This is a genomic window from Rhodopirellula halodulae, assembly GCF_020966775.1.
GTDB lineage: Bacteria > Planctomycetota > Planctomycetia > Pirellulales > Pirellulaceae > Rhodopirellula > Rhodopirellula halodulae.
The window spans coordinates 285,824-299,962 of sequence record NZ_JAJKFV010000002.1 but is presented as its reverse complement, the minus strand read 5'-3'; the positions used below and the strand labels follow the sequence as shown (position 1 = coordinate 299,962).

The 14,139-nt window shown below is 54.5% G+C and carries 11 protein-coding genes; 3 read left to right on the top strand and 8 right to left on the bottom strand.

Annotated features, from left to right (window positions below; translation table 11 throughout):
• Nucleotides 1-98 precede the first annotated feature (98 nt).
• From LOC70_RS01725 to LOC70_RS01715, 3 genes are all read right to left on the bottom strand, one after another.
• A complete protein-coding gene (locus tag LOC70_RS01725; RefSeq protein WP_230251532.1) occupies nt 99-809 on the bottom strand; it encodes a DUF4198 domain-containing protein in 711 nt (236 codons plus the stop codon).
• 52 nt (nt 810-861) lie between these two features.
• Entirely contained in the window at nt 862-2,175 is a 1,314-nt protein-coding gene (locus tag LOC70_RS01720; protein WP_230251531.1) for an outer membrane protein assembly factor BamB family protein, read from the bottom strand.
• Between the two features lie 95 nt (nt 2,176-2,270).
• Nucleotides 2,271-3,284 (bottom strand): DUF1559 family PulG-like putative transporter, encoded by a 1,014-nt coding sequence (locus LOC70_RS01715; protein WP_230251530.1) that lies wholly within the window; start codon nt 3,282-3,284, stop codon nt 2,271-2,273.
• A gap of 1,163 nt (nt 3,285-4,447) precedes the next feature.
• On the opposite strand from LOC70_RS01715, the gene LOC70_RS01710 reads away from it, so the two are divergent.
• Nucleotides 4,448-4,720 carry a hypothetical protein gene (locus LOC70_RS01710; protein WP_230251529.1) on the top strand — a complete coding sequence of 91 codons (273 nt, stop codon included), beginning with the start codon at nt 4,448-4,450 and terminating at the stop codon, nt 4,718-4,720.
• 153 nt (nt 4,721-4,873) lie between these two features.
• A complete protein-coding gene (locus LOC70_RS01705) occupies nt 4,874-5,710 on the top strand; it encodes a Swt1 family HEPN domain-containing protein (protein WP_230251528.1) in 837 nt (278 codons plus the stop codon).
• A 14-nt stretch (nt 5,711-5,724) separates the two neighbouring features.
• On the opposite strand, the gene LOC70_RS01700 is transcribed toward LOC70_RS01705, so the two are convergent.
• The 5 genes from LOC70_RS01700 to LOC70_RS01680 form a co-directional block, all read right to left on the bottom strand.
• Complete coding sequence (locus LOC70_RS01700) at nt 5,725-6,282, bottom strand: hypothetical protein (RefSeq protein WP_230251527.1); 558 nt, start codon at nt 6,280-6,282, stop codon at nt 5,725-5,727.
• A gap of 41 nt (nt 6,283-6,323) precedes the next feature.
• Entirely contained in the window at nt 6,324-8,939 is a 2,616-nt protein-coding gene (locus tag LOC70_RS01695) for a YbcC family protein (protein ID WP_230251526.1), read from the bottom strand.
• 71 nt (nt 8,940-9,010) lie between these two features.
• A complete protein-coding gene (locus LOC70_RS01690) occupies nt 9,011-10,600 on the bottom strand; it encodes a proton-conducting transporter transmembrane domain-containing protein (protein ID WP_230251525.1) in 1,590 nt (529 codons plus the stop codon).
• Between the two features lie 417 nt (nt 10,601-11,017).
• A complete protein-coding gene (locus LOC70_RS01685) occupies nt 11,018-11,389 on the bottom strand; it encodes a DUF2294 domain-containing protein (protein ID WP_230251524.1) in 372 nt (123 codons plus the stop codon).
• Nucleotides 11,390-11,597: 208 nt separating this feature from the next.
• A complete protein-coding gene (locus tag LOC70_RS01680; protein ID WP_230251523.1) occupies nt 11,598-12,662 on the bottom strand; it encodes a family 16 glycosylhydrolase in 1,065 nt (354 codons plus the stop codon).
• Between the two features lie 115 nt (nt 12,663-12,777).
• Here LOC70_RS01680 and LOC70_RS01675 point away from each other — a divergent pair, with 115 nt between their 5' ends.
• Nucleotides 12,778-14,127, top strand: coding sequence for a sulfatase family protein (locus tag LOC70_RS01675; protein ID WP_230251522.1), 1,350 nt, complete (start codon nt 12,778-12,780; stop codon nt 14,125-14,127).
• Nucleotides 14,128-14,139: the final 12 nt, after the last annotated feature.

Below are 14,139 nucleotides of genomic sequence, written 5' to 3'. Positions count from 1 at the left end.
CGCGATCGTTGACTCGCGAAAGCGCACGGGGGCACTCCCAAACGTTTGAGCTTGTTCGGGCACAAGACAACTCAAATGCCCCCAGTTGCGCAGACGCATCAAAGAGGCATGACGAGGGTGATGTTGTGACGCACCTTCTCGTAGGCTTCGCCGTCATCCTCGCCAGGAGTGTCGAATTCGACACTGCTTCGGAGGGTCAAGTTGCCAGACGCGGGACGCTGCAAATCAACACGACCCTTCGCGTCGGTCGAAACATTTATGCGTAAGCCATCGGCTCCACGAATGAAGACCATTCGATCCGCAACGGGCTTTCCCTGCCACAGCAAGGTGAATTCCAGGGTGTCACCCACTTCGTGCGGAACCAAGTCGAAATCCATTTGTTCGGCATGTCCCAGCTCATGCATGGCGTCATGAGACTCGACGGACAGGTTTCTCGCGTAATAGTGCAGCAGGACTTTCGTCTTCCCATAGCTGTACACCCCAAACTTGCCGTATGCATCGACACTGTATTCCGTTGCGCGTGGCATCGTTGAACGCATCCATCGATTCTCACCTTCTTTGACTTCCGTCGCGGCGACAGCGGATGGCATTGGTTGCGAAACCGTTCGGACCCAAACGTCGCTCTTGCCGAGGAAGTGGTCCATGTAAGAGCCATCGCCCGGATGGGGCGATTCTTCGAAGTAAATGTTGGCGACTTGCGTGTCGTCAGTGCCTTGCTTCACCGAGATCCACAGATAGTGAGCCTGCGCTTGCACAGCAATACAAAGGCACGTGAGACTGGCAATGACGCAAGTTGTCCAACGATTCATCTGTTGTCCGCTTCGGTTGGGAATTGGGAAAGTCGTTCCGATGCTGAGCATTCTATTCACAACAAAGAATGGCGTTCCCCACGCGAACAAAAATTGCGTCGGAAGTCACTGCGTACCCGTACAGGGTGGGTTTGCTGAACATGGCGCTGGCTTGGCGTCGCCGCTCGTCTTTCTCTTCGGGAAGCGACGACTCTTTGGGCAGGCTTTCGGGATCCCAAGTTTGATTCTCAGCCAGCACCTTGAACTCGGGACCCGCCTGGAGCACGGTGGTCAGCCCGTCTTTTCCAAACAGGTAAATCCGATCGCCGATCGCCAATGGGGTCGCCCAGCATGATTGTTCGGTCCGTTTGGTGTAGACCTTCTCGCCCGTTTCGGTGTCAAAGCAATGAACCACGCCGGCGCGATTGATCCAATACGCCAAACCTTGATGAGCGATGGGGGATGCCCAGGACGGGACGGCACCTTCGGCAATCCAGAGTTTCTTTACAAGGTATTGGTCACCATCGTGCGTCACCTGGATCATGCAGTTGGACTGAGCCGCCGAGCCAGCGTTTTCGCCATTGCGACCCGGCGATGCACCGACAAGGAACCGGCCTTCGCCGCGGTCTATCGGGGTGCAGCCCGTGTTCCCGCCGATGTCATCGAAGTGCCATTGCTGTTCACCAGTATGCGGGTCGTAACCGTCCACACCGCCGCCCGAACTGACAACGACCTGGGGCATGTCATGGATACGCACGATCGCAGGTGAGCTCCAACTCCGCGTGGATTCGCGTTCGGTTTTCCAAAGCGTTTGCCCGGTTCGTTTGTCGAGCCCAAGCAGGCAACTCGGGCCATCGTGTTCCAACAACAAGATGACCGAGTCCTCGGTTTGGCAAGGAGAGGCTCCCAGGCCGAATTCTGCGACGAAGGGGCCATAGTCTTTGGACAGGTCTCGTTGCCACAGCACTTCGCCATCGTGTGATAGAGCCAGACAATCACCGCTTTCAAAGAATGCCACCACACGTTCTGCGTCGACCGTTGGTGTCGGTGCGGCACGGCTGACGTAGTAACTGTTGGCGACAGGCACGCTGTTGGGAAATTTGTGCGACCAAAGTTGCTGGCCATCGGTCGTTCGAAAGCACGAGACGAAGTAGGTGTCTTTCTCCGGACCATCGGTGCTGGTTACGAAGAGCTTGTCACCCCAAATCACCGGGCTGGATTGCCCGTGACCAGAAATCTCGGCGGTCCAAGAAATACCGTCTGTTGGGCTCCATTTCAGCGGCAGTTGAGAAGCGTCAAGCGAAGATGGAGTCGGCCCTAGAAAGGAAGGCCAGGTTTCCACCGCCGTCGTCGTCAGAATCAAAATGGATATCAAGATCGAAGGCATGTTATTGCTCTAAAAAAGAGTTGTCGGGATTGAACGGAGACCAGCCATGGAAGCTGGCACAAGAGGAACAATTGGTCAAAGTGGGCCGGCGGGAATCAGAATTCAGGAACGACTTCTCGGTCAGCGATGGAGCCGACCAAACGCCAAACGTTGGCGTCGATGGATTCGGTTACGAAATGCACGGATCCATCCGCGAGCAACACCGTGACGCCACCCGTGTGACGACTGCGGCCGCTTTTGATGGCTGCATACCGTGAGTAGCAGTCGTTCACGATTGAGTTCGGCGCTCGAAAGTGGTGGTAGCCCGAGTCATTGACGGATCCATCTGCCCATTTCTCGCCTCGTTTGAAGATCACGGGGCTGGCATCGTTGAGGCACCAGGAATCTTCGATGGTTGGCGAAGCCGCGTTCCAAACCGAGGCATTGACGCTCTCGGCGGTTTGATTGGCTTCTCCACGAGTGCTGTCGGGCAAACCGGAACCAATCAGAGTTTCGCAGAAAGCCGCTGTGTGTGAGGTCCCATCGAGGATGTCACGAAATCGTTTCCGTGAGTCGATGTAAAACAGTCCGTCGCAGTCGACATAGATTCCGCCGTCTTGTGCGGTGCCATTGTTGGCGTGGTAGTTCGTCGCTCCCCAGTCTTCGCTCACGCGATCGTTGACGTCGCTCGGGCACAAGAATGTCGGCACCTTGGTGGCAACCTCTTCACCCAAGTCAGGGTGCGTGGTGACGCCGGGCGGCGGCCCCATCGAGAAAAGATAGAGCGGTTTTTTGAGGTCAATTGCTTGGTAGATCGCGGACTGTTCGAGATAGGGCGTCAATAGTCCAAGGGGCCCCCAGCGATAGAAAGACTGCTGGTTCGCCGGAACCGGCGCCTCGGCTTGGTCTCGTTGGGAAGGAAAGTAGTTCACAATGTCGTGGTGCATGTGCAGTGCGAGTCCGATCTGCTTCATGTTGTTGCTGCAGCTCATTCGTCGAGCTGCTTCGCGAGCGGATTGCACGGCCGGCAACAGAAGACCGACAAGGACGCCAATGATGGCGATGACCACGAGCAACTCGACGAGTGTGAACGCGAAACGCGAACTCGTGTTTGTTCGATGAAGTGACATGAGATTTGAGTGATTTTGAAAGTTGAATGATCAGTGGACACAACGTCAGCGCAGGCAGCTTCCAAGCGGAGTCAAAATCCAACTTTGGATGCATGCGGAGATCGATCGACGGTCACCTCGCTCCACGCGGTGCTTTTGCGGCACGCGAGATGTCGACACGCACGAAGCGACTCTCTCAAGTCAATGGATGACGTGAGCGGTGACGTTTGATGGTGGACGCAAACCAGTCCATGACTTCTTCGATGGCATCGACCGACATACGGACAGACCCTGTCCGGTCAAACATGTTGACGACCGGCAGTTGCCCTGTTGATGCACGAAATCTGTACCAATGCCAGGCGAATCGCCGCTGGACGGGCATTGCGATTTGAAATCATCCACCTACGGAATCGGCGGGTCCGGCGAAATGAGATACGAGGCGGCGTCCTCGTGAAAAAAGGCGAGCCGGCCCAATAGTGGTGGGTCAACAGTGAATGAATCGTTCAACGGTTGTACGTAAGCAGCCGCAACCAAATTCCACAAATGCTTCAAGCCACGGCATTCTTCTGCCTTCCACATCAACACGGTTTTGACCCCGCCTGATGTTGCCGCTGACCTCGGGACGTCTCGGTCGTTTTGACGGACGTCGCAGTTTCCAGATCGCGAATTCGAGCAGTGGCAGCAAGAACTCTCGGCTGAATTTGTGCGAGTTTGCTCGGCAATTGCCACTCTCGTCATCAAGAAATCGGGAGGCTTCACATTGTTCTGTTCGGCCCACACAAGCTTTTCTTGATCCGTGTGGCAGCAACATTTGTCCCAGCAGAAGTCTGCGGACGAGCAACCGCAAGGGCAATTCTCACATGGGTATCGCTCCGTACTCTGTCCGGTTGTCACTTTGGGAGCTGGGACCACGAGTACCCCCGACAGCGCAAAGCTCACCGACAGCAGCAAGAACCACTGCAAGGCTCGAGCTGGTCGGCTGTTGTGGTTCAGAAGTTGTTTGGCGTTTGACACGGGGAGCAATTGGGGCGGATGCGAACCAAAGATCGGCTCATGCGAAAAATTATGCTTGCAACGCCCCGCGAGGGCAATGATCGATGGCCTGCTGCGCCGGTTTGACACATCGCCGCTGAGTGGTGAGCCAAAGCGGGCGGTTTGTTTTTTCAGTTGGCAACCGGGCCGGCATGTTGTTGTTGTTGTTGTTGTTGTTGTTGTTGTTGTTGTTGTTGTTGTTGTTGTTGTTGTTGTTGTTGTTGTTGTTGTTGTTGGAGCGGAGCCAACAATCGGCAGGCTCGCACCAAGAATCGAAATGGCAAGGATTGAGAAAGCAAAGATCGTTCGGTGGACTCGGTCGCGGACGCGAGTTGGCTGTGTTGAAAATGATCTGTCAGCAATTGCTCAACTTTGCCTGCGAACTTTCGACCAATCATCAACATGCTGATGAGCCTTCTCCGTGAAGGGAACGAATCAAACCCACCAACCCAAATGCCGCGCCGACAACGGATCTGGTGAACGGTTGCGGAGAACCGGTATGTTTCAGCGTAGTTTCTGTTTCCTCCAGCGGTCATTTCCGTCTGTCCCACACCGTACAAAGAAGAATCGAGGTAGAGATGATCGATGCGATTGCCGCGAGTGCCGAAGGATTGAGACGAGTTTTTCAAGAGAGCATCGTGGCTCGCGATCTGGCGGAACCGCTGGCTTCCTTTGATTCCACCAGCGAAACGAAGGTGATCCGCGAATTCATGGTGGAAAGACCACTCACGGTTCTGGGGATCCGTGTCGACGGGATTGTGAAGGGCTACCTGCATCAGGAACGTCTCGACAACCGTTCGATCACGGATCAGATGCACCCCCTCGAAGACGCTGCCGTCGTGGCAACAACGTCCGCAGTGCAAAGCGTGGTGAACCTGCTAGACCGTCATCCATTTGTTTTAGTGGCGACGTTGGGTCAACCCGTCGGGGTCATTCATCGTCATGACCTGGAAAAGCCACCCATGCGGATGTGGTTGTTCGGCATGATCACGCTTTTTGAAATGAGTTTGACTCGAATCATTGACCGGGCCTATCCGGACGAATCGTGGCAAGCATCCTTGTCCGAAGCCAGAGCTGAAAAAGCAAAGGACTTGCAAAATGAGAGAGCACGACGAAAAGAGAGTGTGAAGCTGATCGACTGTTTGCAGTTGTCTGACAAAGGCCAAATTTTCGCGAAGTCGGACACGCTGCGAGAACGATTCTGGAAACGTTCCAAAAATGAAATTCGCAGCGTCGTCAAAGACCTCGAGAAACTTCGCAACAACCTGGCACATTCTCAGCCCTACACCGCCGCCAATTGGGACGCGATTCGAAGGCTCGCCGATACGTTGGACCGTTTGTTGGAATTGTCGCCCGACTACGTTGCGGTGAATAGTTTGCTGCCCTTTGACGAAGGGCAGCAGCCAAGCGATTGAAAACGAACCCACGATCAACTGGTCAATGCGTGGTAGCGATCTCGGTTGACGTCGTAGGCTAAAAAAAGTCCGCTTTCGGATCGATGGTAAAGTCCGGTCACGTCCAGCTTTCCGTTGGACCAACGAGTGTGAACCGCGGGTACGCGAAGAAGCATCTTTGTTTGTTGAGCCAACCATTCGCGAGATTCACGGTCGCGCATGTTGACTAGCTTGGCTCCCGCGAGCAACTTGGTGTACCCGGTTGTTGCCTCCTGTGCTGTCTCAGGCTGCACTGAGTGGTCGAACGATGGGACCGCTCTTGGACCGCCAACAAGCAACAGTTGTTGGATGTCGGCCTGATGAAGTCCTCGGTCAATTGCTTCGGCGAACTCTGGATCCTCAAAGTCCCACGACTCTTGGGATACCGTCAAAAAGGCGGCTGATTCGTCTTTCATGCCTGATTTCAACGCGTGTAGGAGTTGGGGATCATTGTGCGTGATCACCAACCAATTGATCGGTCGTGTTGCCGCGCGGAAAGCGTTCTCGAGCAGGGTGGCGTTAGGACATTTTTGAATGGTCAAGGTCATCGACATGATCGTTTCCTAGTAAGAGGCGAAGGTGGTTTGAGTGCGGATCAAACGGCGGTTGGATGAGTGGGGTTGTGAGTGGTTTCTTCCCACGTGTTTTGTTCGGTATAGCGATAGAGCCGATGTCCCTCTGCTGCGACCAAGTGAATCCAGCCGTTTGAAATCAGCTCTGCAACATTGGGATGTTTTTCGAGAACCGATGTGATCGCATCGCGTGGAGCGGCGAGGACTGCGAGCAAGCGAAGAGGATGGTGTTGATAGTGCTTGCCGTCGTGTACAGATTGCCATGGCAGTCCGCTCATCAGATCACCCCCGTTGCCCGAGAGGATTCCGAATCCACCGACCACGTTGTGGACTGTTTTGTTGCCGCTTCCGAAATGAATTGGGTCCACAGTGGAAGCGTAGTACTGCATGTTGATCCAATTCGCGACGACCATGGGGGCGGTCATGATTTGTTCCAGCACTGTGAAGTCCCGGTCATTGCGGTAGTCATAGCTGTGCAGGAACGACCTTCCATCGAGCGACACGGATTGCGTGAACTGTCGAGGTGCCGCGATGAACGCCGCATTCCCAGCCAGCCCCCATTCGGGACGCACTTCGGACCAATCACCACTGCGTCGCACGACGTCATTCGTGTCAGGTCCCGGAAGCAATCGGCAGCGTTCCATGCGAGTTCGCTGGGTCGCATCCGTCGCCAACGATTGCAGTTGTTGTCGGTCGCCTAAGTGCGACGACGGCAGCAAATGGTCATCGAAGAATGAAATCTCGTCCGTGGTGGTGTTGTGAAGTGCCGCTACAAACTGAGTGTCGTCAGGGATTTCGATGCCACGCTGCACGAGTGATTGACGGATGTGGGGTTGGTTCAGCAATTTCGCGGCGAACCTTGCATTGGGTTCGCCTGAATGGCCACCGCATGCGCCGCAGTCCAATCCTGCTTGCAAGGGATTGTTTTGCACTTCGCTGCCATGACCGCAGAAAACGACCAGCCGGCCGAAGTCGTGGAGAATTCCGATCCCTCGCAGAATGGATTCTGCGAGATCAACCTGCTTCTCAAAGGTGACACCTCGTTCCGGCAAATTGTCAATCGAAGGAGATAGCTCGCAGCGGTGCTCCTTGGCGACGCCGTCGAAGCGGTGCTGAAGTGAAGGTTTCCAGCCCAGTGACCGAGCCAATAGTTTCCATCCGTAAAGCAGGCCGGTGGTTTCCACGAAAGCGAACATGCTGATAGCGGATGATTGGAACTCTTTCCAAGCTTTCCGCATGAAACGAAGATTGAGTCGCTTCGTGGCGAAGCTGGAATTCTGGTCTGCATCGACGGTGTCAATCTCCTCGTGGACGCGAAACTGCGGCTGGATCAACGCAGGAACGTTTGGAGATCCCTGGTTGGTTCCCAACTCAACAAATTCCATGGGAATGCCAAAGAAGCCTGCAAAACCAAAGGTCTCGATGGCAGAGGATGTCGCTTCGAGATGACGTCGTAACCGTTCGGATCGAACGTCGATGCAAAAGACCATTTGTGCCAGCGGTGGAGATGAATCCGCAGAGTGATCGAGACTCGTTTGTCCATCGACTGAACCTTCACCGAGGCTTGCTGATTTCTGACCGCCCAAATCACCAAGCAAACGATTGCGGTAGGCAATTTCGCTCGCCTTGAGCAACGCGTATCGAAGCAAATCATGATTGCTGGGATGTGCGGCTCGTTCGCGATTCTTCAGGTGTTTGTTTGCGAAGCTTGGCCAAGCAACATGAAAGTTCAGGTGCTTGGAGATCGCCACTTCGTAGGCCATTCGAATCGCGATCAAACCGATGAAGTCATCGTTTTCGATTCCAGCATGATTGGCTTCGCGTTGTTGATATCGCGTCCATGCGCTCCAACCGGGCAGCTTAAGTGCGGAGCAAAGTAGGTAGTCCTCCCAAAGCTCTATTGGCAAACCAAGTTGGTTCATCAGCCAAGACAGGGCTGCGCTACCGTCGTGAGGCAGCGCAGAAACAAACTTCCGAAAACCAGAAACACCAAGAATTTCAAAGGTTCGATCACGCAGTTTCTCCGATCGCCATGCGGTGAAGAGTGGCAGGTCACGTGATGTGCTGCACCAAGTGGCCTGGCCATCGTCATAGTGAGAAGCACACTGTTTCGAAATCTCTGATGTAATCGAACGGCACCAATCGGAATCCGTATCAGCGTCGATGATCTCTGCGAGTGTGAAAAGAGTTCGGTTGTCGTTGGCGGGGTGAGTGAATTCTGCATCTGCGGTTGGGCTGGGCGTGGATGCCTGTCGTAGGAGCGTCACCACTTGATTCACGTCGATTCGTTCTGCACCTTCCACACGGTCCGCAACCAATTCATCCACCGCGGCGGAGATGTCGTTGCGATCGAGTTCGCCAGCAGCAAACTGTTGTCGGTAGTAGTCCACCGGCATGAAGAATTCGAGGTCCGACAAAGTACGGAGGTACTCACGCGTTGCCAAGAATTCTTGTTTTGCAAACCCGGCGTACGGGTTGACGGCCACGTAGTCCTTCAGTGGCCAGACGGGCGAAATCCTCTGCTCGACGGTTTGTATGATTGAATCGAGGACGCCAAGCGTTTGAGGGGCCTCGTGGATCGAGGGCTGCTTGTGCGTGATGGATTCCGTCTTCGTCGGTGTGGTATTTGTGGGCGGCATGTGTCGGTTCCGGTTCGGGTTGATATCAGTTTTAAGTGAGGCGAGATCTGTTGCTGTGGTCCGAGACGTTGTCACGAGTTCACGAGTGGCCCAAAGACTCGCCGACAAATCTCGTCGACATAAAAGCCATTGGCGGCGTGGATCCGCAGAGGCTCCAGCCAAGTGGGGCGAAGCTGTTGCACCAAGGCAATGTTGATCCAGAACAGCGCCAAGAAGGCGAAGCACACCTCGACAACGATCAAAGAGGAAGCAGCGGGGCCTGCTCCATCGACGATTGCCGGAAAGACCAAGTGATGGACGGCGACGTAGCTGCCCAAGTATGTGACGCACAAGACCGCGATGCCGGCGACGGCGACGAGACGAGGTATGGCACGACCGCTTGCAAACAGTCGCCAACCCCAAGTGGTCAAGGCGAGAAACAAGAGGAAGGCCAAAGCCAAGCCACCTTGTTTGCCAATCACATCCACCCCGAAGGCCAGCGATACGGCTGCGATGGCCAGCAACGTTGTGGTCATCGCCAGAAGAAGTGTTCCAAATGCGGGCTTTGATTTGGAGAATGAATCAAGTGCTCCCCGCGTTGCGTTGCTCTGTGCAATCACGCTGCCGCTGCTGAGAAAGGCATGAGCTTTGTAAAACGAATGAGCAAGGATGTGCAGCATCGCCATCGAGAAGGCGCCCAGTCCACATTGCAACATCATGAAGCCCATTTGAGCGATCGTTGAATAGGCGAGCGAGCGTTTCACACTGGTTTGTGTCATCATCACTAAGCCTGCGAAGCAAGCCGTGAAAGCACCAACGATCACCAACGCCAACATGGCCTGCGGAGCAAGCGACACGAGCGGGTTGGTTCGAACAATTAGATATCCGCCTGCATTGACGATTCCGGCGTGCATCAACGCCGAAACAGGCGTGGGCGTTTCCATTGTGTTGGGAAGCCACGTGTGAAATGGGAATTGAGCCGATTTGGTCATCGCTCCGAGAACGATGAACCAGCCGATCAATGTGTGGCTGATGTCGATGGTGGAATTACTCGACAATCGTTTGGCTTCGTCCAGCAGCACTTCCAAATCGAACGTGCCAAAGCTGTGAAAAGTCAGCGACAAGGCCACGACGAGAAATGCGTCTCCAAGTCGACTGATGGTGAATTTGGCCCATGCGGCATGGGTCGCGGCGGGACGATGACGGTAGTGAACGAGCAATTGATGCAAGCCAAAACTTGTCATTACCCAGGCCGCAAAGAACATCAGCAGGTTGCCCGCAATGACCATCAACGACACGGCCCCCGCCGTGAGTCCCAGCCATCGAAAGTATCGGCCCTGCATGGCCTCGCCATCGAGGTAGCGAATGGAGAAGCGACTGACAACAAAGCCAACCAAACTGACCATGAACAGCATCAAGCTGGAGACGCCATCGACGAAGATGCCGAAGCCAATTCCGTGCTGCTTTGAAACGTCAAAGCAAGTGACCGACAGCGGGGCATTGCTTCCAAACGCACAGGCAACCACTAGGAAAGTGGCGAGGATCGTTTGTGTGCCAAGAATCCACGGGACGATTCGCCGAAGCTGATCCACCTTCTTGTTCGCCTGTCGCGACGAGACGCACGCGAGCGATAGCAGGCACAGGATGGGAACGGCGAGCACGAGAGCAATGGTCTCAAGCATGGTGTCTTTCCGTGAAGAGTGTTTGGCGTTGAAAGGTGAGCAATGTGGTGATGTGCGGGCACAAAAAAAGCCGGATGCGAACACGCAAAGGTGTTCCCATCCGGCTTGTCCGGGCGGCCATGCTGACCACCACGGCTTAGCGTGGTTAAGTGGTGTAAACGTTTGGTTCAGGCCCGTTTCGGGGTGGCGTCAGACTCAGTTGACACGTACCGACATAAAAAAAGCCGAGGGACCGCCAGTGCAGTCTCTCGGCTTTTTCTACCCCGGCATTGAGATCCGGGGAAACGAAACCTTTTTGTGACGTTTGCCCCTGGGTCCCATGTGAGATCAGGTCCAAACATGTGTCACATCGTCAGAAGAGTAGGCAGCACTCCAACGATCGTCAAGAGATTCCGCGAGAAAAAATTTGGTCACCAGTTAGGAGTCGGTGAACGCCGGCTTCTCTTCCAAGGTGAAGACGATCACGCGTTCACCGGTTTTGGCACTGATGTCGGTATGCAGGCTGATCACGTTGATGTGCAGGATGTCTTTGATCACAGCGTCGAGCAGAGTCCGTCCCCGTTCGATCAATTCTTGCCGCATCTGTTTGATCAGATAACGCCCGCGTTCGTGGCGTTCTGATTCGGCCAATTTCAGTTCGGCTGGCGTCAGGACATTCTTCAAACGGACAAGCACCATGTCCTCGATGATGTAAGACCTTGTTTCCAGGGGGCCTCGACCCATGAACTCTTTTTCAAAGCGGATAATTGCTTTGCTGATTTCTCGTTCGGTTTCACGTCTGCTTGACATCGGAGGCTGACTCGCCGGTATCGAATGCTGTTGATGAAAGATTGGCGGCAAAGGAACGGTTTCTACTCAACGTCATGGCAAACGTCCATGCGACCAATGCGTCCTCCCTGTCACCGCAAGATTGCTGATCGCATGATTGTGCATCGCATGATTGTGCATCGCAGCCAAGTCCGAGACATGCCACATGCCAGTCCGCATCGGTGGTGAGCTATTGCGATCGCTTGCGTTCCCAAACACGAACGTAGTCCACCTCCATGGTGGTTGGAAACGGACCGCTGGTTTCTGTTTCTGACGGGATGAAACCTTTTTCCGTGTAAGTCGAATAAGGCGGGCGAAGTCCAAGTGAGATCGCCACGTTCATCTCACGATGCCAATGCTGATTGGATTTCTGGCCGACTTGATTGCCGTCGATGAACCAAGTGATCGTCTCGGGCGTGACCTCGCAGCCATACGTGTGGAAGTCGTCTCGCGGGTCGAACGACAGAAGCACTTCGTTTGCTTGCTCGGCTCGGTATCGTTCATCGTTGGGACGCCGCCAAAGTCTGCCCTGAATACCAGCCGTGCCGTTGGACAAAATCGTGTGTAGGTTGCAGTCGGCAATGCGTTCATTGTTTTTCCGCAGATTGCCGCGTTGTGTCAGCTCGACAATGTCAATCTCGCTGTAGCGTGCCTTTCCTTCTTCTGCGATCGAATCATCAATCTTGCTGTACAACCAAAACGATGGGCACACGCCCGGGAAAAGCGCCGCCCCCTTCATTCGAGTTTCGTAGTACCCGTAGGTCCCGGTTGCGTAGGACTTCAGCATCCCAGACGTGTACGGTGTCGGTCGTCGGTTTCCGACAGCAATCGGCATCGAAAGATGACGCATCGTGATCTGGACGGTCCCGTCGGACTGCCGAATGTTCCGCTGGTTGTCCCAAACCCAAGCCCCGAAGTTCTCAGGCGATTGGTTCCATTTCTTCCAGTCGACCTCATCGCCACTGAAATCATCTGATCGATCCCATCGAATTTGCCATGGGGCTCCCGATTTCTCCGACAACGGATAGTTGTTGCGGTTGGACTGAGCGGACGCGATGTGGGGGACGACAATGCAAAGCAACAGCGTGAACATTGTCGCCAACGGGAGGTTTGACTGCACGATGGAATGACCTGTTGAGATCTGGTTTCGCGGGGGGCAATGGACTTCATTGAAACCGACGGACGACTTGTGCACATTCACCGAAAGCAACAACGCCGCCATTGGACGGATCGTCGGCAACCGAATCCAGTTCATGTAGACTGGTGGTCTATTGACTTTGGAGGTCGTCTTCGTTGACATCGGCGAAAGAAAGCCACAGGCGGCTACAGACAGATTTTGATTGAAACACGGCAACAGATATAGCGGGAACATGAAACAACTTTTTTTCTTCTTGGCGATCGCGGTCTTTTCGTTTGGCCCGTTGAAAGCTGATCGACCAAACATTGTGTTGATTCTCAGTGACGATCAGGCATGGTCGGATTACGGGTTCATGGGGCATGCGGACATCGAAACACCCAATCTGGATCGACTCGCCAAGCAGAGTTTGGTGTTTGAACGGGGGTACGTTTCCGCTCCTTTGTGCCGGCCATCTTTGGCGACATTGGTCACGGGGCTTTACCCACAGCAGCACGGCATCACCGGCAACGATGTGGACGGGTACAACCAACGAGCCGCGCTCGACCAGCCTCTCCGCGACTCGTTTCACAAACACTCAAGCATCATTCGCGAATTGACGGCGGCCGGTTATCTGACACATCAATCAGGCAAATGGTGGGAAGGTTCTTGGGAAGACGGCGGTTTCACCGATGGAATGACGCACGGTGATCCCAAACGAGGCGGACGTCATGGCGACGCGGGGTTGGCGATTGGGCGAAAGGGAATGAAGCCGGTAACCGATTTCGTTGATCACGCGGTGGAAGAGCAAAAGCCATTTTTCTTGTGGTATGCACCATTCCTGCCTCACACGCCACACACTCCTCCGCAGCGATTGCTGGACAAATATTCGGCACCGGATCGCGCCGAAGATGTGGCTCGATACTATGCGATGTGCGAATGGTTTGATGAAACGTGTGGTCAGTTGTTGGGCCATCTGGAAGAAAAGAACGTGGCCGAGAACACGCTCGTGTTTTACGTGTGCGACAACGGTTGGGCCGCGCCCAGCACCAACGCGGATGACCCGAACCAAGAACTATGGAAAGGGTATGCGCAGCGTTCCAAGAGTTCACCGTACGAGAACGGGATTCGCACACCGGTAATGATTTCTTGGCCTGGAAAGGTTGCTCCGCAACGGTCAGCCGACTTCGCTCACACCATTGATTTTTATCCCACGGTCGCAAAGGCCGCTGGACTGGAGGTTCCGAGTCATCTGCCCGGCCTCGATTTGTTGAGTGCAGATGCGAGAGCGGGACGTGATCGTGTTTTTGGAGTTACTCACTCAACGCACAACATGACGTTGGGCGATCCAGACGACACACTTCAGTATCTGTGGTGCGTGGAAGATCAGTGGAAGCTGATCGTGCGTTATGACGGGAAAGACACAACGAAATACAAAGCGTTGCACGTTTGGGACAAGGAACCGGTGAGACTCTACAACGTCAAATCAGATCCGAACGAGCAAAACGATGTCGCGGAAAAACATCCGGAGGTCGTGGCTCGTTTGAAGCAATCCATCGAAGATTGGCGGACGGATTTGTGGACACCCTCACGAAAGAATCTGTGACCCGTTGGCACT